2 protein-coding genes are annotated in these 1,534 nt (G+C 49.5%); both read left to right on the top strand.

Going from position 1 to position 1,534, the window contains the following annotated elements:
- The coding region (locus WBA23_RS23130) for a Gfo/Idh/MocA family protein (RefSeq protein WP_424584646.1) at window positions 1-884 on the top strand (884 nt) is incomplete at its 5' end.
- 33 nt (window positions 885-917) lie between these two features.
- Window positions 918-1,496 carry a Uma2 family endonuclease gene (locus WBA23_RS23125; RefSeq protein WP_424584645.1) on the top strand — a complete coding sequence of 193 codons (579 nt, stop codon included), beginning with the start codon at window positions 918-920 and terminating at the stop codon, window positions 1,494-1,496.
- Window positions 1,497-1,534: the final 38 nt, after the last annotated feature.

The following is a 1,534-nucleotide window of genomic DNA, read 5'->3' as shown; positions in this document are numbered from 1 at the left end:
CCGAAGCGGTAAATAAGTACGGGCGCATTGTGCAGGTAGGCCAGCAGCAACGTAGTAGCGAACACTGGCAACCTGCTATGAAACTGATACGAGACGGGAAAATTGGGCGGGTGAACTTCGTGCGAGCCTGGAACCACAGCGGCCCAGACCGGATTGTTCAACCCAAGCCCGATACCACGCCACCACCGGAGGTTGATTACAAAATGTGGTTAGGCCCGGCCCCCGAGCGACCCTTTAATGAAAACCGGTTTCATGGTTCTTTCCGCTGGTACTGGGACTACGCCGGAGGCAAGATGACCGACTGGGGCGTACATCTGATTGATATGGTACTACTGGGCATGGATGCTACCGCTCCTAATTCGGTGATGGCATCCGGTGGCAAGTTCGCCGATCCGGGTAGTGCTATGGAAACGCCCGATACCATGAGTGCCATCTATGAGTTTAACGATTTTATAATGGTGTGGGAGCATAATATGATTAACCGGCTAGGCCCTTACGGGAAAGACCATGGAATTGAGTTTGTAGGCGAAAAGGGCCGGATGATTATTGACCGGCGCGGCTGGGAAATTAACCCGACTACCGAACGAGCGGAAGACGGAAGTTCTCGCTACGTAATGGAAAAAATGCCCTATCAGCCTCGGATAGGCGATCCACGTACCGAGCACGCTCGCAACTTTATCAACAGTATTAAAACTCGGGAGCAACCCATTTGTCCTATTGAAATTGGTAGCCACGTAGCGGTGGTGGCTCATCTGGGCAATATCTCGTACCGCTTGGGCCGCAAGGTTTACTGGGATTCGGATGCCTACGCCTTCAAAGATGACGCCGCTGCGCAGAAAATGGTACAAGCCAATTATCACAACGGCTGGAAGTTATCCGTTTAGTATCTTATTCACTCGGAAAATGTAGGGAAGAGTATGAACCTTTTAGAAAAGTTGAGCACCGAAGACTACCTTCGGCTGGAAGATGAAACCGGGATGAAGCATGAATACCACGATGGCTGGGTAGTAGCGATGGCGGGCGTTACTGAAGAACATGATTTAATCGCCTCAGCAATTCGCGTCTATTTACGAAGATGTCTGCGAAAGAAAGGTTGCCGGATTTACAGTAGCGACATACGGGTATTTGTCCCGGAGTGTAACAAATTCGTATACCCCGACGCGACTATTATCTGTGGGGAATCGCAGCGCCATACGTTGCCTCGGGGTGCTTACGCGCTTACTAATCCGGTAGCTATCGTAGAAGTACTTTCCGAGGGCACCGAGAGGTACGACGTACAGGAAAAGCCAATCCAGGCCGGATACAACTGTTACCGAACGCTCCCGTCATTTCAGGAGTATGTGTTGGTCTCATCAAAAGAAGTCAAGATAGAGACTCGCAAGAAGAATGCAAACGGAAAGTGGCAGATACAAAACCTTCGTAATCCTGAGCAAGTGATAGAATTCTTAGGATGTAGACTTAGCCTAAAAGAAATCTACGAAGATGTTAACCTGTAGTTTATCACACTACTGAGTGTCCGTAATCGACCATTTTT

This window comes from Tunicatimonas sp. (assembly GCF_049647865.1).
Classification (GTDB): domain Bacteria; phylum Bacteroidota; class Bacteroidia; order Cytophagales; family Cyclobacteriaceae; genus Tunicatimonas.
Note: the sequence above shows the minus strand (reverse complement) of the source record. Positions and strands in the feature narration are given on the sequence as shown.